Source organism: Stenotrophomonas sp. JC08, from assembly GCF_052180205.1.
GTDB lineage: Bacteria > Pseudomonadota > Gammaproteobacteria > Xanthomonadales > Xanthomonadaceae > Stenotrophomonas.
In genome coordinates this window covers 3,290,101-3,311,452 of sequence record NZ_CP197473.1, presented here as the reverse complement: position 1 = coordinate 3,311,452, position 21,352 = coordinate 3,290,101, and the positions used below count along the sequence as shown (strand labels likewise).

The 21,352-nt window shown below is 68.0% G+C and carries 19 protein-coding genes; 7 read left to right on the top strand and 12 right to left on the bottom strand.

Annotated features, from left to right (window positions below):
* Positions 1 to 70 precede the first annotated feature (70 nt).
* The 3 genes from ACSBPQ_RS15285 to rlmF all read left to right on the top strand — a co-directional run bounded on the left by ACSBPQ_RS15285 (position 71) and on the right by rlmF (position 2,289).
* Positions 71 to 559: a hypothetical protein gene (locus tag ACSBPQ_RS15285; protein WP_442682930.1), complete on the top strand. Its 489-nt coding sequence runs from the start codon at positions 71 to 73 to the stop codon at positions 557 to 559.
* Positions 560 to 632: 73 nt separating this feature from the next.
* On the top strand, positions 633 to 1,310 hold the full coding sequence (tmk, locus tag ACSBPQ_RS15280) for a dTMP kinase (RefSeq protein ID WP_442682929.1): 678 nt from the start codon (positions 633 to 635) through the stop codon (positions 1,308 to 1,310).
* A 10-nt stretch (positions 1,311 to 1,320) separates the two neighbouring features.
* Complete coding sequence (rlmF, locus tag ACSBPQ_RS15275; RefSeq protein ID WP_442682928.1) at positions 1,321 to 2,289, top strand: 23S rRNA (adenine(1618)-N(6))-methyltransferase RlmF; 969 nt, start codon at positions 1,321 to 1,323, stop codon at positions 2,287 to 2,289.
* Positions 2,290 to 2,339: 50 nt separating this feature from the next.
* Here rlmF and ACSBPQ_RS15270 read toward each other — a convergent pair whose 3' ends face one another.
* From ACSBPQ_RS15270 to ACSBPQ_RS15255, 4 genes are all read right to left on the bottom strand, one after another.
* Entirely contained in the window at positions 2,340 to 3,554 is a 1,215-nt protein-coding gene (locus ACSBPQ_RS15270) for a serine hydrolase domain-containing protein (RefSeq protein ID WP_442682927.1), read from the bottom strand.
* A 121-nt stretch (positions 3,555 to 3,675) separates the two neighbouring features.
* Entirely contained in the window at positions 3,676 to 4,860 is a 1,185-nt protein-coding gene (locus ACSBPQ_RS15265) for an OmpA family protein (RefSeq protein ID WP_442682926.1), read from the bottom strand.
* Between the two features lie 887 nt (positions 4,861 to 5,747).
* Positions 5,748 to 6,323 carry a UDP-N-acetylglucosamine acyltransferase gene (locus ACSBPQ_RS15260; RefSeq protein WP_442682925.1) on the bottom strand — a complete coding sequence of 192 codons (576 nt, stop codon included), beginning with the start codon at positions 6,321 to 6,323 and terminating at the stop codon, positions 5,748 to 5,750.
* A 46-nt stretch (positions 6,324 to 6,369) separates the two neighbouring features.
* Complete coding sequence (locus ACSBPQ_RS15255; RefSeq protein WP_442682924.1) at positions 6,370 to 6,759, bottom strand: hypothetical protein; 390 nt, start codon at positions 6,757 to 6,759, stop codon at positions 6,370 to 6,372.
* Positions 6,760 to 7,122: 363 nt separating this feature from the next.
* Here ACSBPQ_RS15255 and ACSBPQ_RS15250 point away from each other — a divergent pair, with 363 nt between their 5' ends.
* Positions 7,123 to 7,680: a hypothetical protein gene (locus ACSBPQ_RS15250; protein WP_442682923.1), complete on the top strand. Its 558-nt coding sequence runs from the start codon at positions 7,123 to 7,125 to the stop codon at positions 7,678 to 7,680.
* Here the strand turns inward: ACSBPQ_RS15250 and ycaC are convergent.
* Both ycaC and ACSBPQ_RS15240 read right to left on the bottom strand, forming a co-directional pair.
* Positions 7,632 to 8,258: an isochorismate family cysteine hydrolase YcaC gene (ycaC, locus tag ACSBPQ_RS15245; RefSeq protein WP_442682922.1), complete on the bottom strand. Its 627-nt coding sequence runs from the start codon at positions 8,256 to 8,258 to the stop codon at positions 7,632 to 7,634. The genes ACSBPQ_RS15250 and ycaC overlap by 49 nt on opposite strands.
* A 244-nt stretch (positions 8,259 to 8,502) precedes the next feature.
* A complete protein-coding gene (locus ACSBPQ_RS15240; protein WP_442682921.1) occupies positions 8,503 to 9,369 on the bottom strand; it encodes a pirin family protein in 867 nt (288 codons plus the stop codon).
* A gap of 124 nt (positions 9,370 to 9,493) precedes the next feature.
* On the opposite strand from ACSBPQ_RS15240, the gene ACSBPQ_RS15235 reads away from it, so the two are divergent.
* The 3 genes from ACSBPQ_RS15235 to ACSBPQ_RS15225 all read left to right on the top strand — a co-directional run bounded on the left by ACSBPQ_RS15235 (position 9,494) and on the right by ACSBPQ_RS15225 (position 12,954).
* Positions 9,494 to 10,399, top strand: coding sequence for a LysR family transcriptional regulator (locus tag ACSBPQ_RS15235; protein ID WP_442682920.1), 906 nt, complete (start codon positions 9,494 to 9,496; stop codon positions 10,397 to 10,399).
* A 161-nt stretch (positions 10,400 to 10,560) separates the two neighbouring features.
* Positions 10,561 to 10,920: a DUF1428 domain-containing protein gene (locus tag ACSBPQ_RS15230; RefSeq protein WP_442682919.1), complete on the top strand. Its 360-nt coding sequence runs from the start codon at positions 10,561 to 10,563 to the stop codon at positions 10,918 to 10,920.
* Positions 10,921 to 11,034: 114 nt separating this feature from the next.
* The gene (locus ACSBPQ_RS15225) at positions 11,035 to 12,954 is read left to right on the top strand and encodes a M61 family metallopeptidase (protein ID WP_442682918.1); all 1,920 of its coding nucleotides are present in this window, start codon (positions 11,035 to 11,037) and stop codon (positions 12,952 to 12,954) included.
* A 300-nt stretch (positions 12,955 to 13,254) separates the two neighbouring features.
* Here ACSBPQ_RS15225 and ACSBPQ_RS15220 read toward each other — a convergent pair whose 3' ends face one another.
* From ACSBPQ_RS15220 to ACSBPQ_RS15195, 6 genes are all read right to left on the bottom strand, one after another.
* Positions 13,255 to 14,265 (bottom strand): IS110 family transposase, encoded by a 1,011-nt coding sequence (locus ACSBPQ_RS15220; RefSeq protein ID WP_442682525.1) that lies wholly within the window; start codon positions 14,263 to 14,265, stop codon positions 13,255 to 13,257.
* Between the two features lie 140 nt (positions 14,266 to 14,405).
* On the bottom strand, positions 14,406 to 16,133 hold the full coding sequence (locus ACSBPQ_RS15215; RefSeq protein ID WP_442682917.1) for a carboxypeptidase regulatory-like domain-containing protein: 1,728 nt from the start codon (positions 16,131 to 16,133) through the stop codon (positions 14,406 to 14,408).
* On the bottom strand, positions 16,130 to 18,283 hold the full coding sequence (locus tag ACSBPQ_RS15210) for a hypothetical protein (protein WP_442682916.1): 2,154 nt from the start codon (positions 18,281 to 18,283) through the stop codon (positions 16,130 to 16,132). The genes ACSBPQ_RS15215 and ACSBPQ_RS15210 overlap by 4 nt, the downstream gene beginning before the upstream one ends.
* Positions 18,280 to 19,428, bottom strand: coding sequence for a BatA domain-containing protein (locus ACSBPQ_RS15205; protein ID WP_442682915.1), 1,149 nt, complete (start codon positions 19,426 to 19,428; stop codon positions 18,280 to 18,282). Before ACSBPQ_RS15205 ends, ACSBPQ_RS15210 begins: the two co-directional genes overlap by 4 nt.
* On the bottom strand, positions 19,425 to 20,324 hold the full coding sequence (locus ACSBPQ_RS15200; RefSeq protein ID WP_442682914.1) for a DUF58 domain-containing protein: 900 nt from the start codon (positions 20,322 to 20,324) through the stop codon (positions 19,425 to 19,427). Before ACSBPQ_RS15200 ends, ACSBPQ_RS15205 begins: the two co-directional genes overlap by 4 nt.
* Positions 20,325 to 20,351: 27 nt before the next feature.
* Complete coding sequence (locus ACSBPQ_RS15195; RefSeq protein ID WP_442682913.1) at positions 20,352 to 21,341, bottom strand: AAA family ATPase; 990 nt, start codon at positions 21,339 to 21,341, stop codon at positions 20,352 to 20,354.
* Between the last annotated feature and the right edge of the window lie 11 nt (positions 21,342 to 21,352).

Below are 21,352 nucleotides of genomic sequence, written 5' to 3'. Positions count from 1 at the left end.
CCACGCAACGAAATCTGAAGCCGACATCCGTAAGCTCGGCGGCGGACACGAGGCGAGGGTGGCAACAGCGATGGTGCGTGGATGGCAGGGAGCACTTGTGGTGGCCGGCATGATGCTGGCGATGACCGCGCAGGCGCAGCAGACGCCACCACCGGGATCCGGCGCGATGCAGCAGGAAGGGGTCACGGATGCGCTGCCGCCACCGGCCGAAGACAAGGTCACCACGCTGGAGGAAGTGCGTGCGCTCAAGCCCGAGGACGAGCCGCTGGACCTGTACCGCTTCAAGAATCCGGTCACGCCTGCGCCGAACCGTTTCAGCAAGTCCTGGAGTGAGCCGCCGACGCCGGAGCAGGTCAGCCTCAGCGGGGGTTACCTTTTCATGGGCATCAACTACGGGCTGATGGCCGCGGCCAAGGGCCTGCACAAACTCACCAATGGTCGTGACCAGATCCAGTCGGCCATCGCCCGCCCGCCGCCGCAACTGACGCCCGAACAGCAGCGGCGTGCCGCCCGTTTCTGCGTGCAGGACGGCTGTGCGCCGGCCGCCGATCCGCCCTGAGCGGCCTGTTCCGATCATGGCGATTGCCCTGCCGGCTGCCGGTAGCGGACAGGAGGCGGGTAAAGTAGCGGCCATGGACAACCAACAGATTCCCGGCGGCCTGCTGATCGCCATTGAAGGCATTGATGGTGCCGGCAAGACCACGCTGGCCCACGCGCTGGCCCGCGATCTGCGCGCGGCCGGGGCCACCGTGGTGCTGGGCAAGGAGCCGACCAACGGCCCGTGGGGCACGCGTCTGCGGCAATCGGCCGCCACCGGCCGGCTGAGCCCGGAGCAGGAGGTCGACTACCTGCTGCGCGACCGTCGCCAGCATGTGGAAGAGGTCATCGAGCCGGCGCTGGCGCGCGGCGAGGTGGTGATCCTGGACCGCTATTTCCCGTCGATGGTCGCCTACCAGGGCGCGGCCGGACTGCCGCTGGACGAGCTGCTGCAGGCCAACGACTTCGCCCCGCGTCCGCACCTGCTGCTGTTGCTGGACCTGACCCCGGAACAGGGGCTGCAGCGCATCCGCGCCCGCGGCGATATCCCCAACCATTTCGAGACCGCGCAGAACCTGGAGCGCTGCCGCGCCATCTTCCAGCAGCTGGAACTGGCCGACAAACAGCTCATCGACGCCAGCCGCAACGAGGCCGAAGTGCTGCACGCCGTGCATGGCGCGGTCGCCGCCGTGCTGGCCCGCCGCCCCGGCGCGGAAGTCGCCCACCTGCTGCAGCGCCTGCAGACACCGGCGGCGGTTGCCGCCTCGTCCTGATTCCACGCCGATGCCGTCCACGCCCCGCCCACCGCGGCGACCGCCCGCAGCGGCAGCCACGGCACTGCACCCGCGCAACCGCCACCAGGGCCGCTACGACATGGCGCGGCTGCTGGCGGCCAACCCGGCGCTGCAGGCGCATCTGATCCGTACCCCGGCCGGCAGCCAGAGCATCGATTTCAGTGATCCGCAGGCGGTGCGCGAACTCAACCGCGCGCTGCTCGCCAGTGATTACGGCATTGGCCACTGGGATATTCCCCATGGTTACCTGTGCCCGCCGGTGCCGGGCCGGGTCGACTACCTGCACGGGCTGGCGGATCTGCTGGCCGACGATGCCGGTGGCGTGATCCCGCGCGGGCCGGCGGTGCGCGTGCTGGATATCGGCGTCGGCGCCAACTGCATCTACCCGTTGCTGGGCCAGGCCGAATATGGCTGGTCGTTCGTCGGCAGTGATATCGATGCTGATGCGCTGCAGTCGGCCAGCGCCAACGTGCGCGCCAATAGGCTGGAGGTGCTGATCGAACTGCGCCTGCAGTCCGCACGCGGCAGCCTGTTCAGCGGCGTGGTGCAGGCCGACGACCGCTTCCATCTGACCCTGTGCAATCCGCCGTTCCACGCGTCGGCCAAGGAGGCCGCGCAGGGCAGCCGGCGCAAGCGGCGCAACTTGGGCGGCGCGACGACGACCAAGGCACCGGCCCTGAATTTCGGCGGCCAGGCCAACGAATTGTGGTGCACCGGCGGCGAGGCCTCGTTCCTGCGCCGGATGGTCAAGGAAAGCGTGGCCATCGGGCCGCAGGTGCTGTGGTTCAGCTCGCTGGTGGCCAAGCGCGAGCATCTGCCCGATCTGCACAAGCAGCTGGCCAAGGCCGGCGCTGCCGAGGTGCGCGAGGTGGCCATGGCGCAGGGCAGCAAGCAGAGCCGCTTCGTGGCGTGGAGCTTCCACAGTGCCGCCGCGCGCAAGGCGTGGCGGCAGGACTGAGCCATGCCGCAGCAACCGGGTCCGGACTGAAGCCCGAACCCGCTACCGGCTTACTTCCCGGTCGCCAGCCGCTCTTCCTCGGCGGTATAGGCCGAATGCGTGCCGGTCGGCGCGCCGTCCATACCGGTGGCGAAGTAGGCCACGCCGGTGCCGCTGGCCGGGTCGATCCACAGCCCCGAGCGCAGCCCGTAGGCATTGCCGGAATGGCCCACGCGCGCCACGCCGTCGCCGAACGGGTCATCGCCGCAGTCCGGGTGGTCCGTGGCCAGGGTGATGGTCCCCTGACCGTAGCGGCATATCGTCGCGCGCGGCAGGCCCGGCGGCGGCTCCGGCTCGCCGTCTTCCCAGGTCTGGCCGTTGCCCGGCGCGTACACCCATTGCGGCGTCAGCAGCGTCTGTACCGAGGCCGGGCTGAGCACGCGCACCCCGTCGATCTCGCCTTCGCCCAGCAGCAGCCGGCCGACCCGCGCCAGTGCGCTGGCGCTGATCCGCAGTCCGCCCTGCGGCGAGAACGCCCCGCCATTGCGACCCGGCTGCCACAGCGACAGGTCGCAGCTGCGGTCGCGGGCACGGACCACATTGCAGGCCGGCTTGGTCCCGCGGTTGTTGTCCACCACCGGCTGACCGGCCTCGTCATACAGCACCACTGCGCGTGCGGCGGTGGCGGTATCGCAGCTTTCCCAGCCGTAGCAGGCGGTGATCTTCGCCGGCTGCAGCACCAGCCGCTGCATCAGCAGGTCGAAGCGCTCGCCGGTGGCGCGCTCCATCATCGAGGCCACCAGCGGCGAGTTGAGGTTGGTGTAGCGGAACCAGGTGCCCGGCGCATGTCTATCCCAGGCGCGCGGGTCACCAAGGATCTCGCGGATATCGCCATCCAGCGGCGTGGCCCAGTAGCCGGCGTCATCGGTCAGCCCGGAGCGGTGCGAGAGCATCAGCCGCAGCGTGATCGGGGTGTCGGCAAAGCGCGGGTGGCGCAGCGGCCAGCCTAGGTAGGTGGAGACATCGGTATCCAGGTCGAATGTGCCTTCCTCCACCAGCCGCATCACGCCGATGGCCAGCACCAGCTTGGAGATCGAGGCGATCCGCACCGGGTCGTCCACGCTGAGTGCGCGCTGCGCGGTCACATCGGCCAGCCCCTGCGCTTGGCTGGCGGTGACGCCGTCGCGGTCGAAGGCCACCCGCGCGCTTGCAATGGGCGAGTGGGCCGCGGCGGGCAGGGCGACAAACAGCAGCGCGGACAGGCTGGCGGACAGGACACTACGCATGGGGACTCTCCAATCAGGTGCAGTGTTGATAGCCAGCAGGGGGAAGGGCGTCAAGCCGCGCCTGATGCCTGCGGCACACGCAGGCCGGTGCGGGAACGTAAAACCGCTCCCGCGGTTGCGGTCAGGTGCGCACGAAGATCTCCACGCGGCGGTTGAGCTGGCGCCCGCCGGGGTTGTCCTTGCCATCGACCTCGTTGGGGGCGACCGGCTGCGACTCGCCGTAGCCCTGCGCCGTCGCCTCCATGGCCGCACCGCGCTGCTGCAGCGCCGCCACCACCGCGCGTGCGCGGCGTTCGGACAGGTCCTGGTTGTACGCGTCGCTGCCCTTGGCGTCGGTGTGGCCGCGGACCTCGAGGGTGCCGGCCTGCACCGTGCCCAGCGCCGTGGCCAGGGTATCGAGTACCTGCCCGGCATCGGCGCGGATGTCGGCCTTGTCGAAGTCGAACAGCACCTTGTCGTTGAGAGTGATGACGAACCCGCACGGCGCACCGGAGGGTTTGAACGTGTCCAGCAGCGGGAAACGCCCGGCGGGCGGCAGCGGTGGCAGCGGCGCCATGGCCACCTCCTTCTCGACGGCGCCCACCGTGCCGGTGCCGTCGCCGCGGTTCTCGACGATGCCGTGCGGGCCGCCGATCCACGTGCCCGAGCCATCGGCGTTGATCTCGATGCTGCCTTCCTCGCCCACCCAGCGGCCGGAGCCGTCACCCCGGTTCTCGATGCTGCCGAACTCGCCGATCCAGGTGCCGCCGCCCTTGCCGTCCAGCTCGATATTGCCGAACTCGCCGACGTAGGTGCCTGAACCATCGGCCCTGACCTCGAACACGCCGGCATCGTTGACGATGCTGCCGCTGCCATCGGCCGCCACCTCGACCACCTCGCCATCGCTCACCACATGGCCGCTACCATCGGCGCCGATTTCAAACACGCCCTGTTCACTGATCCGCTGCAGGTTGCCCTGCGCATCGATATTGGTGAAACCGCTTTCATTGACCAGCGCGCCGTCGGTGGTGCAATTGGCCGGGCGTACGGTGATGCCGGCGATCGGATCGATCAGCGCCTGCATCGACGCTTCCAGCCGCTTCTGCGCCGGGCCGCTGCCGACGATGCCGGGCACCATGATCGGCGGGATCACCGGGAATTCGACGCTGCCGGCGGTCAACACCTCCGCAACCGCTGCCGCCACACTGGCCGGCGTGGTGGCCGCAGGCGCAGCGGCGTCGCCGGCGGCGGGCCCGGCCGGTGGCGTGCCTCCACAGGCGGCAAGCAGCAACGACAGGCAGGTCAGAGTGGTGATTCCATGGCGCATGCGGGGTGCTCCTTTGCGGGGGAGCGGCACATTTATCACAACGGGGGGCGGCCCAAAACGGTGGGGCATCGGGGCGTTCACATTCCCGGGTGGACGGGGAATGTTCCGTAGCTCCGTAGGCTGGGTTGGCTCTATCAACCCGGCATCGAGAAACAAGGCAAAGGCGCTGGGTTGGTGAGGCCAACCCAGCCTACGGCCCTGGATTAATTCACCCTGACCCCTGTTTTCCATTCACTCTGACCCCTGTTTTTTCTGGGCCGATGCACCGGCACGAAACCGGTGAGCTGTGCCCCTGCGAGTTTCGTAGGCTGGGTTTGGCTCTATCAACCCAGCATCGAGAAACAAGGCAAAGGTGCTGGGTTGGTAAGGCCAGCCCAGCCTACTAATCAAAGGTTTATTGTTGATTGATTTAGTTGATTGTCTTTGGCTGAGTCATTTTATTCTTGGATCGGCGATTATTCTCGATGGAGATCCATAAAGAACTAATACTTTCGATCCTTCGCGAAATATGGGGTCCGCACCCTGCACAACTGTCATGAGGTTGCCATTCTCAGTTTGTACAACGTACTCCGTGCCAGTGGCATGTGAGGCGGAGCGTTCCGCCGCAGCCCCCGCAATTGCACCAACAACTAAGCCCCCGATTGCGCCTACCGCTCCGGCCGCGTCACTCCCTCCAATTTGGGATCCAGCGATTCCACCCATGGCTGCGCCAGCCGCAGCCCCTCCGCCACGACTTCCGTCAATGGAAACGGGTCGGACGCTTATCACCGTGGCGGCGACAGTTCTATTAACTTGGCCGACTGAGCCTACTGAATAGCTATCTGTGCGGACGTTGGGAGCGCAGGCGGTAATGGCGAGTGTGACCAAAGCAAATGCACAACCACGAATCATTGCGTAGCCCCTTGCTCGGTCGGGAACATCGGCTTGGCGACGTCTACTGTTTCCAGCGCTTGAAGAAACTGGGCAATGTTGTTCTGTGCGGATCGGCTGATCGACTCACGTGCACGGATGGCGCCGACGAAAGCGTAGTTGAATGGAACCTCACCTTCCGCTGAAATATCCTGGGTGTAAATGATGCTTCCATCTGCACGGTCGATAAGTTCGTATCGTGCAATGGTTTTGGTTGTCATGGACGCACCGAAAGATGGGATATCAATGGCGAGTATTTTTACCGATAGACTCAACTTTCGTGGCGCATCATCACGGAAAATGGCCATTTTGTTCAGAGCCTCTGTCAGTGCGTTCTGCCACATCTGGGGAACCTCATGTTGCGCAGCCGCGGGCATATCTCCCTTTTTTTCATCAGGGCGGGCGAGGGAAACGGTCAGCGACTTCAGTTCTGCATCGACCTTTTTTGCCGAAACCCCAACATTTGGTACTGAAAAGTTTAATGGCGGATTAGATGCGCACGCAGCAACGGATGCGGCGATAGCTACTGCTAAAACCATATTCTTCATAATCATTCATCCTCGTGATGTGGCCGGTATGGCCAGTTGTGAAATGGACTACTCACCCACCCCGACACCGCTGCCAGCCACCGGTTGCGGCCGACACCTGCTCCCAGCCGTTCTTGAGGCGTTTGAACGCCTGGCCGCCGACGCAGGCATAGCCCAGCGTCTTGGCCGGTTCCGAGCCCAGTGGCGGTAATTCGATGATGGAAGAGGAGGGTGCGGGGCGGCCTTGGCGGCGCGCTTCGCTTTGCAGGGTCATGTTCTCGATGCCCTGGCAGTAGCCGGCCATGCCCGGATGCGGGTGGTGGCGGTACTGCTCGCAGTTGAACGGCGTGGTGTCGCGCGCCATCGAGTTGAACGGCTGCCGGGCCGGCGGAATATAAGTCCGCTGCTGCGTACCCACCGCCGAGCGCACCGTCTGTGCGTGGACGGTGGTGCTGCACAACATCCCGGTTATCACGATCCAGCGCACGGCGCGGCGTGCGGATACAACACATTCCATGTGTCCCCCTGTGATTCCTGCGGAATCGGACTTCGTGAAGATTCGTTCACGCGGCGGCTTATTTCAAGCCCGTGCACCTTGCGACCAGTGCCCGCCGCATATGGGCGTAGGGAAAGTGATACTTCGAACCCAGGTAGAGCTACCGGGGACTGGTGCGCCCGAGGCAACAGGGCGGTAAGAACAAACGGACCGAAGCCGTCACGGCCCGCTGGTCGAGAAACAGCGCATCAACTACGTGCTGATAGGTCAGGTGAGGTGCGACCCACCGATCTGAAGCTGTTGGGTCAACTGTTCACGGAGCAAAGCGGCATGGCTGAAGTCGCGCTTTTGCAGTGCTGTTTTTCGCTTTCGCCGCTGACTTTCCCTAGCCGTGAAAGCGTGCCGAGCATCGCAGCGGATCAAAGGAAAAGGCGCGAGATGTTTGAGCGATGCGAGTTCTCGCGCCGCTTTGATCCGCGAGAAGCACAGGGGACCGATGCGGCGTCATCGCATCGGCAGGCGTCCGGCGGAAGCGGTTTGACTCGCACCTGTGGTGCTCGCCCTTCGGGCCGGCTTCGCCGTTCGTCGCTGCGCTCCGTGGGTCACTTTTGCCAAGACAAACGCTCTTCAACAGCCGAATGGCTGGTCAAAGGAACCCGCACGCGCAGCGTGTGGAAGCCTTGGCTCGGATTTCTGAGCTTCGAAGTAACGGAGTCGGGTTCACTTACCCACCCCGTCACCGCTGCCAGCCTCCGGCTGCGGTCGGTAACTGAGCGCAGGCATAAAAAAACCGTCGCACCTTGCGGCGCGACGGTCGGTTCACAGTGCAGCGCGGCGGCTTACTTGCCGCTGGTGAACTTGCTGTGGCTGTTGATCAGGTTGCGGTAGTCGGGGATGTGGTTGGCGAACAGGGTGCCGAGGCCTTCCACGTCGTTGCGCCAGTCGCGGTGCAGTTCGCAGGCCACGCCGAACCAGGTCATCAGCTGCGCGCCGGCCTGTTCCATGCGGCTCCAGGCGGCTTTCTGGGTCATCTCGTTGAAGGTGCCCGAGGCGTCGGCGACGACGAACACGTCGAAGTCTTCGGCCAGCGCCGACAGCACCGGGAAGGACACGCACACTTCGGTGACCACGCCGGCGACCAGCAGCTGCTTCTTGCCGGTGGCCTTGACCGCGGTGACGAAGTCCTCGTTGTCCCAGGCGTTGATCTGGCCGGGGCGGGCGATGTACGGCGCGTCCGGGAACAGTTCCTTCAGCTCCGGCACCAGCGGGCCGTTGGGGCCTTCCTCGAAGCTGGTGGTCAGGATGGTCGGCAGCTGGAAGTACCTGGCGATGTCGGCCAGCGCCAGCACGTTGTTCTTGAACTTGTCCGGGTCGATGTCGCGCACCAGCGACAGCAGGCCGGTCTGGTGGTCGACCAGCAGGACGGCGACATCGTCTTTGTTCAAACGGACGTAAGGTTTGCTCATGGGAAAGCTCCGGTAATTCCTTCTCCCCGCGGGAGAAGGTGCCCCGTAGGGGCGGTTGAGGGTTCGGTTGGGGTGCATCGCTGAACGTCGGGATGCACGGGTTGGTTACGGGTGCCGGCTTCGTCTGCCCGCACCTCCTGTTCCCAGCTCCGGCCCTTGCGCTGGCGCAAGGGCGTTCGCAGGGCAGCGAACCGGTGGTTCGCAAACGGCCCCTCTCACCCCGCGGGGAGAGGGGCGCAAGCGGTTACGCGGGGATCTGGCCGAAGCGGCCGGAGTTGAAGTCCTCCATCGCCTGGCGGATTTCCTCCTGCGTGTTCATCACGAACGGGCCATAGCCGGCGATGGGCTCGTCGATCGGCTCGCCAGCCAGCACCAGCACGGTGGCGTCGGCGTTGGCTTCCAGTTCGACCTGGCCGGCGGCACGGTCGAACAGCACCAGCTGGCCTTCACGGGCGACCTGCTGGCCGTTGAACAGCACGGTGCCGTGCAGCACCACCATCGCCACGGTGTGGCCTTCGGCGAAGTCCAGCGTGGTGTGCTGATCGCGCCCCAGGCGCAGGTCCCACACGTCCATCGGGGTGTGGGTGCGGGCCGGGCCGCGCTGGCCGCCGAACTGCCCGGCGATCACGCGTACCTTGCCGGCGCCCTCGGCCAGCGGCACCACCGGGATGTCGGCATTGGTGATGTTCTGGTAGCCCGGTGCGGCCATCTTGTCGGCGGCCGGCAGGTTGACCCACAGCTGCACCATTTCCAGCGTGCCGCCGCGGCGGCTGAAGGCTTCGGAGTGGAACTCCTCGTGCAGGATCCCCGAGGCGGCGGTCATCCACTGCACGTCGCCCGGGCCGATCTCGCCACCGGCACCGGTGGAATCGCGGTGCGCCACTTCGCCGTCATAGACGATGGTGACGGTCTCGAAGCCGCGGTGCGGGTGCTGGCCGACGCCACGGCGGCCGTCGGTCGGGCTGAACTCGGCCGGGCCGGCGTGGTCCAGCAGCAGGAACGGGCTGAGCTGGCGGCCATGGGTGTTGTAGGAGAACAGCGAACGGACCGGGAAGCCGTCGCCGACCCAGTGCGGGCGGGGGGCGCTGTAGAGGCCGCTGATCTTCTTCATGGGTCTGCTCCTTGGGCGGCGCGGGGTGCGCTGCGTTGGGACAGATGATGGATTCGGGACGATGGGGGCGGTAGTCGGCGAAAAGTGCTCTCATAGTCCTATCTGGTGAACGATGGATAGCGACATGCAGGACCTGAACGACCTGTACTACTTCGCCAAGGTGGTCGAGCACGGCGGCTTCGCGCCGGCCGGGCGCGCGCTGGGCGAGCCCAAGTCCAAGCTGAGCCGGCGCATCGCGCTGCTGGAGGAACGGCTGGGGGTGCGGCTGATCCAGCGCTCCACCCGGCACTTCTCGGTGACCGAGGTCGGGCAGACGTTCTACGCGCACTGCCGGGCGATGCTGGTGGAAGCCGAAGCGGCGGCCGAATCGATCGAACTGACGCGCTCGCAGCCGCGTGGCGTGGTGCGGCTGAGCTGTCCGACGATGCTGCTGGATTTCCGCGTGGCGGCGATGGTGGCCGACTTCATGGCGCGTTGCCCGGACGTGCAGGTGCATCTGGACGCCACCGACCGGCGTGTGGATGTGATTGCCGAAGGTTTCGATCTCGCCATCCGCGTGCGCCCGCCGCCGCTGGAGGACAGCGAGCTGGTGCTCAGGGTGCTCGCCGAACGCAGCCAGTGTCTGGTCGCCGCGCCGGCGCTGGTGGAGCGCTGCGGCATGGCCCATGGCCCGGCCGACCTGCCCCTGCTGCCGAGCGTGGCGCTGGGCGTGCCGCAGGGCGAACACGTGTGGCGGCTGATCGGCCCGGACGGCGCCACGGCGCAGGTGCCGCACCAACCGCGGCTGATCACCCGCGGGATGATGGCGTTGCGCGAGGCGGCCTATGCCGGCGTGGGCGTGGCGCAGCTGCCGACGATGATCGTGCGCGAGGCGCTTGATGATGACCGGCTGGTGCGGGTGGCGCCGGACTGGGCGCCGCCGCAGGAGATCATCCACGCGGTGTTCCCGTCGCGGCGCGGCCTGCTGCCGTCGGTGCGCTTGTTCATCGACCACCTGGCCAGCGCGTTCGCGGCGCTGGATGAATGCTGAGCCGGTGATCGCGGCGGATGAACGCCGGTGCAGGCCGTTGCGATGAATGCGGCTATTTGGCGCTGCCGCAACATCTGCTGCGGCAAGGTGTCGCCCTTGGGCTGTGATTTGTCCTGTACACAAGGCGGCTGCCGTGGCCGCCATCGCCCCGGAGGTGCCCCATGTCGTATGTCGATGGTTTCGTGCTCGCCGTGCCCACGGCCAACAGGGAAAAGTTCATCACCCATGCCCGTACCGGCGATGCGGTGTTCATGGAGTACGGCGCGCTGCGCGTGGTGGAGTGCTGGGGCGATGATGTCCCGCACGGCACGCAGACCGATTTCTTCCGCTGCGTGCAGGCCCGCGAGGACGAGACGGTGGTGTTCTCGTGGATCGAATGGCCGGACAAGGCCACCCGCGATGCGGCGATGAAAAAGATGATGGACGACCCGCGCATGGACCCGGCCACCAACCCGATGCCGTTCGATGGCAAGCGCCTGATCTACGGTGGCTTCGTGCCGGTGCTTGAACTGCAGCCCTGAGCTGCTGGCGCCCGCGGCACGGACGCCGCGCCGCCGCAGGCATGCCTATCGGCCCGTGCGGGGCTGCTGCCGGCTGGGAGATGATGGCCCTCTCTGACCATTGAGAGGTTGCTGATGCGTGCTTTCCACCCTGCGGCTCTGGGAATGGCCTTGCTGGCCGCCATGGGTCTGGCCAACGCCGCGCCGGACGTGCCCGACACCGACGCGCGCGGCGTGCGCATCAGCGAGGCCGCCTATCCGGGCACGATCATGCTGGAGGTGGACGCCACCGACCTGGGCCAGCGGGTCTTCAGCATCCGCCAGACGGTGCCGGTGGCTGCCGGCCTGCAGCGCTTCCATTATCCGGCCTGGCTGCCGGGCAACCATGCCGCCAGCGGCGCGATCGAGAAGCTGGCCGGGCTGGTGATCACCGGCAACGGCCAGCGGCTGGACTGGGTGCGCGATCCGCTGGACGTGTTCACCTTCAACGTGCAGGTGCCCGAGGGTGTGGGTGAGCTGCGCATGGAGTACCAGTTCCTCAGCCCCACCGACTCGGCGCAGGGCCGCGCGGTGATGACGCCGAACATGCTCAACCTGCAGTGGAACGCGATGCTGCTGTACCCGGCCGGGCATGCCGCGCACGCGATCCGCTATGAAGCCAGTGCCAGGTACCCGCAGGGCTGGCAGGCGGCGTCCGCGCTGGACGTGGCGCGCCGTGATGGCGACACCGTGCATTACGCGCCGGTCAATCTGGAAATCCTGATGGACTCGCCGGTGTTTGCCGGCCGCTACCACAGGACCTTCGATCTGGCCCCGGCCGGCACCCGCCCGGTGCGGCTGAATGTATTCGCCGACCGCGCCAAGGATCTGGAGGCCAAGCCCGAGCACATCGACCAGCACCGCGCGCTGGTCACCCAGGCGCGCCGGCTGTTCGGTGCCGAGCACTACGACCACTACGACTTCCTGTTCGCGGTGACCAGCCAGCTCGGTGGCATCGGCCTGGAGCACCAGCGTTCCAGCGAGAACAGCGAGGACCGCGACTACTTCAGCGGCTGGGACGCGAAGATCGGCAGCACCGATCTGCTCGGCCACGAGTACACGCATTCGTGGGACGGCAAGTACCGGCGTCCGGCCGACCTGGCCACGCTGAACTACAACGTGCCGATGCAGGGCAGCCTGCTGTGGGTATATGAAGGCCAGACCCAGTACTGGGGCAATGTGCTGACCGCGCGTTCCGGGCTGCGGCCGCTGGATGCCTCGCGCGATGCGCTGGCGCTGGTGGCGGCCACCTACGCCGGCAACCGTCCGGGGCTGGAGTGGCGCTCGCTCGGCGACACCACCAACGATCCGGTGATCGCGCGGCGCAAGCCCAAGCCGTACCGCGGCTACCAGATGAGCGAGGACTACTACCAGGGCGGGCAGATGCTGTGGCTGGAAGCGGACGTACGCATCCGCCGCCTCAGCAAGGGCAAGCGCAGCCTGGATGATTTCGCCCGTGCCTTCTTCGGCCAGGACGATGGCCAGTGGCAGCGCCCGTCCACCTACACCTTCGAGGATGTGGCCACGACGCTGGAGCAGGTGCAGCCCACCGGTGACTGGGCGATGTTCCTGCGCGAGCGCGTGGATGGCCGCCATGGCCTGACCGGTGGCATCGAAGCCTCAGGCTGGAAACTGGTCTACACCGACAAACCCGGCGCCTATTACAAGGCGATGATGAAGGGCCGCGGCGCCAGCTTCATCTACTCGCTGGGCATGGCGCTGGATGCGTCGGGCAAGGTCGGCGAGGTGCGCTGGGACAGCCCGGCCTTCAACGCCGGCCTCGGCAGCGGCATGCAGGTGCTGGCGGTCAACGACCTGCAGTACAGCGCCGCGGAGCTGGAAGAGGCGGTACGCATGGCCAAGGACGACAAGGCGCCGATCCGCCTGCTGGTCAAGCAGATGGACGTGTACCGCACGCTCCGCATCGATTACACCGATGGCCTGCGCTACCCGGTGCTGCAGCGGATCGAGGGCACTCCCGACTATCTGACGCCGATCCTCAGCGCGAAGAAGTGAGGCCCGCGTTGCCGGGCAATGCCCGGCAGTGGGTGGAGGAGAAGACCCTGTAGCCCGTATATGGACTCCTCCCGATTGCCAAGCCGCTTTTGAGTTTTTCCGGTAGAGACTGCGAACGTATATTCGGCCTGTGAGTGAAGCCTGTGCTTCTGGCCATGATGGAGCAGTCGCCCGCGGGTGCCTCATTGGGTAAGCGGCCTTGTGGCCACCGGGCTACTCAGGCTCTTCCCGCGACGGTCTTACCGAAATTCCTCATCAACCACTGAGCAAACTCAAGGTGAAGTGACGCGTGCCCCATTCTCAGGGGCGATAGGGCTCGTTGCGTGCCAGCACCGCCCAGGCGATGCGTGCGGTCTTGTTGGCCTGGGCCACGGTGGCGGTGTTGCGGTGTTTGCGGGTCGACAGATTCACCAGCCAGCGGCTGCGATCATCGGGTTTGTTGGCGGCGGTGCGCAGTACGCTGCGTGCGCCATGCACCAGCAACTGGCGCAGATAGCTGTCACCGCGTTTGTGAATCCCCAGCAGCCGTGCCTTGCCGCCACTGGAGTGCTGCCGCGGTACCAGCCCCAGGAACGCGGCCAGTTGCCGACCATTGCGGAACTGGGTCGCATCGCCTATTGCTGCGACCAGCGCGCTGGCGGTCAACGGGCCGATGCCGGGGATCTGCATCAAGCGTTGCGTGTCCGGTTCCTGGCGCACCTGCTGCTCAATGCGGCCCGTCAGTTGCTCAACCCGCGCATCCAGCACGACCAGTTCGTCATACAGCTCGGCCAGCAGTTGGCGAAAGTCCAAGCTCAGGCCGTTCTCGGCATCTTCCAGCAACTCGGGGATTGCCTGGCGCAAGGTTCCTCGGCCGCGGCCGACCACCAACCCATACTCGGCCAGCAGCCCACGGGTCTGGTTGACCAGCGCGGTACGCTGCGCCACCCGCGCACTGCGGATCCGATGCAGGGCCTGCCGATCTTGCTGGGCGATGGTCTTGACCGTCACTGCAGGAATCTCTGGTCGGCTCATGGCTGCACAGATGGCAGCGGCATCGTTGGCGTCATTCTTCTGCCCTAGCACGAACGGCTTCACGTACTGCGGTGGCAACAACCGCACCCGATGCCCCATCGCCTGCAACTGCCGCGCCCAGTGATGAGCGCCACTGCAGGCCTCCATGCCCACCTCGCACGGCACAAGCTCACGAAAAAACGGCAACAGCTGGGTTCGGCGCAGCGGCTTGCGCACCAGCACCTTGCCCGAAAGATCCACGGCATGCACCTGGATCAGCTGCTTTGCCAGATCCAATGCAACACGATTAATCTGCATGACGGACTCCTCCTGCTGTGGGACTGGTTGATCAACACCTCCAGTCTGGCACCTCGATGCCGGATCAGTGGGAGGAGTCCATTCCATTGGGTAAGCGCAGCGCACCCGGGGCTCTGTGCGAAGGCGCTGCGCTTACCCGGCTACGGGGAAGGCGTTTCAATGGTCCGGCGGCGTTCCAGCCACCACAGCAGGCCGGCCACCAGCACGAAGGCCAGCAGCCACGGCCAGCGCGGACCGGGCACCGGCACCATCGCGGCAACGCCGCTGCCGGTGCCGCCGCGCAGGGCCGCGCTGGCCTCGCCCGTGGTTTGTGCATGCAGGGCGCTGGCGTCGGCCGGGTCGATGACCAGCACGCCGGCGCTGTCTTCACCTGCGCTGATGCGATGCCAGCCGGGCTGTTGCGGCCACCAGCCGCGGCAGTTGCGGGCCTGCGGATCGGCCACCGGCGTGGTCAGCCCGCCATCAGGTGCTTGGATGCGGGTATCGTCGGGCAGGTTGCACAGTGCGCTGCGTTCGCCAGCCCAAGCCCAGGCGGGCAGGTGGCGCAGCGGCGATGCCGGCAGTGGCCGCGCCAGTGTTGCCAGCACCGTGTTCCACAGTTCGGCATGCGCGTCGGCATGGCCGGCGAGCACCAGCGTGTAGCTGTCGACGAGTGGCAGCACGCCGATGCGGCCCTGGCCGAACGCCCGCCAGCTGCCGATCGCGCTGCCGTCGGCGGCATGCAGCAGCGGCACCACCTCGGCACTGTCAACGCGCAGGTCGAAGCGTTCCAGCTTCAATGCGGTATCGCTGCCGCCGGAACCGCCAGTTCGCAGCGTGACCGCACCGGCCTGTTCACCGCCCCGCGTGTCCAGCCCCCACTCGCGCAAGGCACGCCGGGCGTTGCCGTCGAGCGTACCGCCCATCCGCACCAGCACGCCCAGCCCGGCACGCATCGCGGTGGTGATGGCCGCGCGCTGCGCCGATGACAGCGCCGCCAGCCGGCGTTCGTCGAGCAGCAGCAGATCGAGTCTGGCCAGGCTGGCCGCATCCAGTGCCGCTGGTGCATCCCCCAGCTGTACACCGCCGCCGACACTGATGCCGGTCTGCAGCTGCGCGCCGCTATCGGCGGCCCAGCGCTGCAGGTACTTCAGTTCGGGGCCGGGCGCGCCGGCCAGCAGGCGCAGGTTCGGCGCGGGCACTGCGTGCACGCGTACCGGCACCGGCAACCGGTCGAGCAATGTGCCCTGGGCATCGAGCGCGCGCAGGGTGAACACGACCTCGCCGGCGTCGCGTGCGCTGGCCGAAAGCCGCACGCGTCCGTCCTTGTCGGGCGTGGCGATGGCGACGCGCCGGCCGGCCGGATCGAGCAGTTCCACCCGTGCCTGCGGCAGGCCCTGCACACGGGTGCCGACGCTGAAGCGCGCACCCGGGGCAAGCGGCGCGGGCGCCTGCAGCTCGACCAGTCCCTGCGGCGCGGCGGCGGCATGCAAGCGCAGTGGCGGCAGCGCGCTCGTGCGGTCGCGTGCGGGGAGGCCGTGGCCGCTGATCAGCAGTTCACGCGTGTGCGGATGCTGGCGCAGCGCGGTGGCCAGATCCGGCACCAGTGGCACCCCCGCCAGCGCCGGCGCCTCGGGCAGGCGCAGCCGGGTGCTGGCGGGAATGGCCGAAAATTCCGACGCACGGGTACCGGCACCGGCAACCAGCAGGGTGCCGGCGGGTACCGCCTGCGGTGGCGGGAACAGCGTCAGCCACAACAGCACCGCCGCCGCCAGCTGCAGCACCAGCAACGCCCCCAGGCGGATACCGGGCGGTCGGGGACGCCGGCACAGCCGCACGCTGGCGAGCAGCACCGCAAGGACAAGCAGGGCGAGAGGCAGCCCGTTCATCGCGTGCGCTCCGGTGGTGTGGCCAGTGCATCCAGATAGCGCCGGCCCATGGCATCGGCGGCCTGGCGACGCGACGGTGGCCCGGAAGCGCGCGGCAGGGCCGGCCACAACTGTTCGCGCAGGCGCTCGCGGCAGGATTGGCAACCGGGTTGCTGGCGCAGTTCGTCGATGGCGGCGGCGATGTCCAGCACATCCGGCACCGCCTCGGGATGGGCGTCGAGCCACTGCGACAGCGCATCCAGATCGACCGCCGCCTCCGCCGTCGCCAGTGCCCGCCATGCCGTCACGGGTGTGGGGGCGTCGCCGTCGCGTTGCGGCAGCCGCAGCGGGCGGTTGCCCAGCCCCTCGCGCTTGCCGCTCATGCGCCGGGCCAGGTCGATCGGCGGCAGCGTGCTGCCGACACGCGCCAGGTAGATGCGCTCGGCCTGCTGCACCTGTTTGATCAGGCCCAGCGCCTTGTACGCATACGGCAGCGCCTGCGCCGGATCGCCCTGTCGCAGGTGGCCTTCGGACTGCCACATCTGGTCCAGCGCGGCCTTGAGGATGGCGCGGGTCTGCGGATCGAGCAGGGTCGCCGCTTCGGCGTGGTCGTGGGTGTGGCCGTATTCGGCCAGCACGTCGCTGGCGCTGCCGAACACCGGCGTGCCCTCGCTGCCGGCCGTGCCGTGGTCGTGGCCGTCGTCATCGGCGTGCTCACCGGCATGACCGGCATGGGCATCGGCGGTGGGCGCGTCGCCGGTCGGCAGGTCGCCGGTGGGCGGCGGTCTGGCACCGCCTTCGGCCTCCTCGCCGAGGAACTGGCCATAGCGCAGGCGCAGGATGCGCTGGTCCACGCCGATGGCATCGGCGCGTTTGACGAAGCTGTCGGCATCCAGCGTGCGGCGCTGTTTCAGCAGCGCTTCGGCGTCGATGATGATCTGCCGCTGGCTGCGGAAGTAGGCCGGCATCACCTTCTTGATCGCCCCTTCCAGATCGCTGGTCTGGATGTCCTGTTCGCTGGGCAGGCGCAGGATCAGGCTGGCGCTGCGCGCGGACTGCGGCTGCGGGCTGCGGTTGTCGTGTACGAGCAGGCGCGCGACCACTTCATCGCCGGGGCCGACGCCGAGTGCGGCCAGATCGATGGTGTGGGCGAAGCGGCGCGCGGTGGCGCTGCCATTGCCGTTCAGTGCGATGCGGTGCTGCTGGAAGTCGATGTTCTCGCCGCTGCCCCTGGCGCTGGTGATCTCCAGCAGGGCATTGGCGCGCACGCCGAAATCGTCGCTGGCCTCGAAGCGCAGCGGCCACTGGCGCTGGCGCGGCGCGGCCTGGCTGAGCGTCTGCGCCGGTTCGATCACCTTCACCTGCGGTGGTCGGTCCGGCACCACCTCCAGCCGCCACGCGCGGATGGCCTCGGCCAGCGCCGGTTCGCTGACGATGCGGTACAGGCCGGAGCGCTGCAGCACCTCGTGGGTCTGCCAGTGTTCGCCATCACGCTGCAACGGCAGCCGGCGGCCATCGTGGAACTGCAGCCATGCCTGTTGCGGCTGCGGCGTGAACTGCAGCTGCCAGTGCAGGCGGCTGCCCTGCACCGCGCGGGTGTCCAGGCTGTCGCCGGCAACCGTTGCCTGGCCGGTGTAGGCCGGCGGGGTGACCTGCAGACGGGTGCCGCGCAGCACCGGTGCGGCGCCTGAATGGCTGCCATCGGCAACAGTGTCGCCAGCGGGAGATGCCTGTGGCGTCGTCGCGCGCGGCCAGACCGCGCCGAGGCCGAGCAGCAGCGCCAGACCGAAGCAGGCCAGCAGGCGTGGCCACGGCCAGCGCGGACGCAGGTCCGGCGGTGTTGCCCGCAGGCGTTGTTCGATGCGCGCGCGCTGCCGTTGCTGCAGCGGGTTCAGTGATTCGGGCAAGGCGAACAGCAGGTCGGCGCTGTCCTCGAAACGCGGGAGCTGGTCCAGCTGGGCGATCAGCCAGCGTGTATCCAGGCGTCGCGCGCGCCACATCGCCAGCCCGGCCACACCCAGCAGGGCGAAGGTGAGCGCCACGCTGGCGGCATCCAACCCGGCCATGCGCAGCACCCACAGCGCGACGGCGGCAGCCAGCGGCAGGCCGCCGACCAGCACGGTCAGCAGTACCCGCCGGCGCGCGCTGCGCAGCAAGTCGCGCACGCTCATGCGCGCCTCCGAGGCGCGCTGGCCAGCCAGCGCTCCAGCAGGAACAGCAGGGCGATGGCGGCAACCAGCCATGTGGTGGGTTCACGCGGGGGCTGCGGCCAGGCGGCCATGCCTCCGAGCGGCTGCATCGTCGCCGACCGTGCGCGCGCAGGCAGTGGCGACGGTTGCAGCAGTTCCAGCAGGCGTTGCGGGAAATCGGCTTCGAGCATGGCCGGGTTGGATGCCGGCTGCAGTGGCGCGGCCCAGCGCAGCCAGCGTCCGGTGCTGCTGTCCACCTGTTCGATCAGCGGCGTGCCGTTGCCGTCGTGCCACAACGGCAGGCGCTGTGCGTCGTCCGGCAGTGGCGTGCGCGCGTCCACCAGCAGCCGGCCGCCTTCACGCGTCCACGCCTGCAGGATTTCGGGAACCGGCTTGGACGAAAGCCAGACGCGCACGTCATCGCCGGCAGCGAACGGCCGGGTGTCGTCGGCGCTGGCGGCGGGCATATCCGGATTCCAGGCCTGGCCGATGGCGTGCAGCCATGGCAGCGCAGTGCTTCCGGCGGGGTCAAGGCGGACCTGCAGCCGCGGTGGTGCCATTTCCGTGGCCGTGATTGCTGCGGGCGGAGTGTCGAGCACCTGCCACTGCAGCGGGCGCGACAGCTGCGGACGCTGCGCATCCCAGCCATCGGCCACGGTCGGAACGATGACGGTCAGCGGCGCTTCCGGTGGCAGCGTGGCATCGAGCTCACGCAGCAGGCTGGCGAGCGGTTGACCCGTATCGGGAACGGCGGTGGCATCGCCGATGCGCGGAAAGCCCGGCGCCAGCCACAGCCACGTGGCTTCGGCATCGCCCGCGGCGGCACGCGCCTGTGCCGGCGCCACACCGGGCAGCACGGCGATGCGAGGGGTGTCATCGCGCAGGCCCTGCAACGCCGGGCGTGCCAGCAACACCGCCAGCAGCGCGAGCAGCAGCAGCCGCACCAGCAGCAGCGGCCATTCGTCGAAACGGAGGCGGTGGCGTGGACGCGGCCTGGCCGCCAGCCAGCGCAGCGCGGCGAAATCGATCAACTGCTGCTGGTCACGCCGGGCCAGGTGGATCAGCAACGGCAGCAGCAGTGCGGCCAGTGCCGCCAGGCCAGTGGGGAACAGCCACAACACAGTCATGTGCCGCGTCCCCGTGTACCGAACAGGCGCTGCAGCGGTGCATCGACGGGTTCATCCAGGAACGCGGTGTCGTGGCGGATACCGGCGGCCTGCAGCCGCGCATCGAGCGTGCGCCGGGCCTCGGCGAAGCGGGCGAGATAGCCGGCACGTACCGTGGGGCCGTCGCCCAGCAGCTCCTGTCCGGTTTCCGGATCACGGAAACGGTGGCCGTCGCGGAACGGGAAGTCGCGCTCCTCGACGGTGAGCAGTTGCAGGTGCACCACATCGCGGCCGGCGCTGGCCAGACGCTCGGCCAGTGCGATCGCGGCCTCGTCGAAACCGTCGCCGATCATCACCACCAGGTCGTGTGCGCCGATGCGCTCCCACACCGGCGCCAACCGCCCGCTGTCCGGCCACTGCCCGCGTGCCTGCAAGCCGTGCAGCTGCAGGTGCAGGCGGTCGCGTTGGCGCAGGCCGTTGCCGGCGGGCAGCAGCTGCAGGCCATCACCATTGATCGCGATAAGCCCGAACGTATCGCCCTGCTGCAGGGCCAGCTCGGCCACGCAGCCGGCCAGCGCCTTGGCCGCGTGCAGCCGGGTCCAGTCGCGGCGGGCCTGGTCGGCCTGCCGCATCGAGGCGCTGGCATCGAGGATCAGCCATACCGTGAGCGGGCTTTCGCGCTCGGATTCGCGCACGAAGAAGCGGTCCGAGCGGGCGTACAGTTTCCAGTCGATCTGGCGCAGTTCATCGCCCGGCTCGTAGGCGCGGTACTGGGCGAACTCCAGCCCGGCACCACGGCTGCGGCTGGCGTGCAGGCCGATGCCGCGGCTGCCGCTGGCCCGCGCCGGCAGCAGCCGCAGGCCGCGCAGGCGGCTGCGCACATCGGCGGGAATCAGCGGTGGAACGGGAGGTGCCATGCGGGGATCGGGATCGGGCCGTCGCTATCAGGCAGGGAACGGCACCGCGCGCAGCAGCGCGGTGATCACGTCATCGGCGCTCTTCTGTTCGGCCTCGGCGGCGAACGAGAGCAGCAGGCGATGGCGCATCACCGGCGCGGCCAGCGCCTGCACATCCTCGCGGGTGGCGGCGAAACGGCCATGCAGCAGTGCCCGTGCCTTGGCCGCCAGCACCAGCGACTGCCCGGCGCGCGGGCCGGCACCCCATTTGACCCAGTTGTTCACTTCCGCCGGAGCGCCGTCGCCGGGGCGGCTGGCACGCACCAGCCGGGTGATCCAGCTGAGCAGATCGGTGCTGACATGCACCTCGCGCACCGCCGCCTGCAGCGCCAGCACCGCCTCGGCATCCATCACTTTCGGTACCGCTCCGCTGTGGCTGCCGGTGGTCTGGGCGAGGATGTCCTGTTCCTCCTGCTCGCTCGGGTAGTCGACGCGCACATGCAGCAGGAAGCGGTCCAGCTGCGCCTCCGGCAGCGGGTAGGTGCCGGCCTGTTCGATCGGGTTCTGCGTAGCCAGTACGAAGAACGGCGAGGGCAGGGCATAAGTCGTTCCGGCGTAGCTGACGGTGCGCTCCTGCATCGCTTCCAGCAGCGCGGCCTGGGTCTTGGGCGGAGTGCGGTTGAGCTCGTCGGCCAGCAGCAGGTTGGTGAAGATCGGCCCTTGCTGGAAACGGAACGCGCGCTTGCCGGTGCCGTGATCCTCTTCCAGCAGTTCCGTGCCGAGGATGTCGCTGGGCATCAGGTCGGGGGTGAACTGCACGCGGCGGAACTGCAGCTCCAGCGCCTGCCCGAGCGAGCGCACCAGCAGCGTCTTGCCCAGCCCGGGCGCGCCTTCCAGCAGGCAGTGGCCGCCGGCCAGCAGGCCGATCAGCAGTTGTTCGACCACGGCGTGCTGGCCGACCACGGCCTGGGCCAGCGCACCGCGCAGTTCGCCCAGACGCGGCAGCAGGGAATCGAGATCGTGGGAAGAAGCGGTCATGCGGTCACCCG

What these genes read in the sequence shown, in the direction of transcription:
- ACSBPQ_RS15230 (WP_442682919.1), top strand. Translation starts at nt 10,561, where the DNA reads ATGTCGTATGTCGATGGTTTCGTGCTCGCCGTGCCCACGGCCAACAGG.
- ACSBPQ_RS15200 (WP_442682914.1), bottom strand. Translation starts at nt 20,324, where the DNA reads ATGGCACCTCCCGTTCCACCGCTGATTCCCGCCGATGTGCGCAGCCGC.
- ACSBPQ_RS15265 (WP_442682926.1), bottom strand. Translation starts at nt 4,860, where the DNA reads ATGCGCCATGGAATCACCACTCTGACCTGCCTGTCGTTGCTGCTTGCC.
- ACSBPQ_RS15240 (WP_442682921.1), bottom strand. Translation starts at nt 9,369, where the DNA reads ATGAAGAAGATCAGCGGCCTCTACAGCGCCCCCCGCCCGCACTGGGTC.
- rlmF (WP_442682928.1), top strand. Translation starts at nt 1,321, where the DNA reads ATGCCGTCCACGCCCCGCCCACCGCGGCGACCGCCCGCAGCGGCAGCC.
- ACSBPQ_RS15250 (WP_442682923.1), top strand. Translation starts at nt 7,123, where the DNA reads ATGGCTGAAGTCGCGCTTTTGCAGTGCTGTTTTTCGCTTTCGCCGCTG.
- ACSBPQ_RS15225 (WP_442682918.1), top strand. Translation starts at nt 11,035, where the DNA reads ATGCGTGCTTTCCACCCTGCGGCTCTGGGAATGGCCTTGCTGGCCGCC.
- ACSBPQ_RS15195 (WP_442682913.1), bottom strand. Translation starts at nt 21,341, where the DNA reads ATGACCGCTTCTTCCCACGATCTCGATTCCCTGCTGCCGCGTCTGGGC.
- ACSBPQ_RS15215 (WP_442682917.1), bottom strand. Translation starts at nt 16,133, where the DNA reads ATGAACGGGCTGCCTCTCGCCCTGCTTGTCCTTGCGGTGCTGCTCGCC.
- ACSBPQ_RS15255 (WP_442682924.1), bottom strand. Translation starts at nt 6,759, where the DNA reads ATGTTGTGCAGCACCACCGTCCACGCACAGACGGTGCGCTCGGCGGTG.
- tmk (WP_442682929.1), top strand. Translation starts at nt 633, where the DNA reads ATGGACAACCAACAGATTCCCGGCGGCCTGCTGATCGCCATTGAAGGC.
- ACSBPQ_RS15235 (WP_442682920.1), top strand. Translation starts at nt 9,494, where the DNA reads ATGCAGGACCTGAACGACCTGTACTACTTCGCCAAGGTGGTCGAGCAC.
- ACSBPQ_RS15285 (WP_442682930.1), top strand. Translation starts at nt 71, where the DNA reads ATGGTGCGTGGATGGCAGGGAGCACTTGTGGTGGCCGGCATGATGCTG.
- ACSBPQ_RS15260 (WP_442682925.1), bottom strand. Translation starts at nt 6,323, where the DNA reads ATGATTATGAAGAATATGGTTTTAGCAGTAGCTATCGCCGCATCCGTT.
- ACSBPQ_RS15270 (WP_442682927.1), bottom strand. Translation starts at nt 3,554, where the DNA reads ATGCGTAGTGTCCTGTCCGCCAGCCTGTCCGCGCTGCTGTTTGTCGCC.
- ACSBPQ_RS15210 (WP_442682916.1), bottom strand. Translation starts at nt 18,283, where the DNA reads ATGAGCGTGCGCGACTTGCTGCGCAGCGCGCGCCGGCGGGTACTGCTG.
- ACSBPQ_RS15220 (WP_442682525.1), bottom strand. Translation starts at nt 14,265, where the DNA reads ATGCAGATTAATCGTGTTGCATTGGATCTGGCAAAGCAGCTGATCCAG.
- ycaC (WP_442682922.1), bottom strand. Translation starts at nt 8,258, where the DNA reads ATGAGCAAACCTTACGTCCGTTTGAACAAAGACGATGTCGCCGTCCTG.
- ACSBPQ_RS15205 (WP_442682915.1), bottom strand. Translation starts at nt 19,428, where the DNA reads ATGACTGTGTTGTGGCTGTTCCCCACTGGCCTGGCGGCACTGGCCGCA.